Annotated in this window: 1 protein-coding gene; it reads right to left on the reverse strand. The window is 32.3% G+C overall.

Translation table 11 applies throughout. The features are described from left to right. Positions 1-5 precede the first annotated feature (5 nt). Positions 6-452 (reverse strand): transposase (locus CDO51_RS13215; protein ID WP_143824755.1); only part of this gene is annotated, 447 nt, incomplete at its 5' end.

The following is a 452-nucleotide window of genomic DNA, read 5'->3' on the forward strand; positions in this document are numbered from 1 at the left end:
TTTTCTTATATCCGTCCTTCGAAATAAATGCTTAGTTGTCCCAGTATCTGAGCCCAATTTTTTGTTCTCATAGTCCATTTTTTAGTGATATCCATAGTCGCAAGATAAAGCATTTTTAATAAGGACTCATCTGTCGGAAAGATGCTCTTTGATTTAGTCACTTTTCTCAATTGACGGTTATAGCTTTCCATAGAATTATTAGTATAAATTAATTTTCTAACTTCTTCGGGATATTTAAACATAGCAGAGAGCTTGTCCCAATTATCTCTCCAAGATCTAATTGAGATTTCATATTTACTTCCCCATTTTTCTTCAAGGTTATCTAGCTCTGTTAAAGCTACTTCCTCAGTCGGTGCTCTATAAACATTTTTAAGATCGTTACAAAATTCTTTTCGGTCTTTATATGATATATACTTTGTGCTATTTCTAATTTGGTGAATTATGCAGCTTTG

Origin of the sequence: Natranaerobius trueperi (assembly GCF_002216005.1) — a bacterium.
GTDB classification, from domain to species: domain Bacteria; phylum Bacillota; class Natranaerobiia; order Natranaerobiales; family Natranaerobiaceae; genus Natranaerobius_A; species Natranaerobius_A trueperi.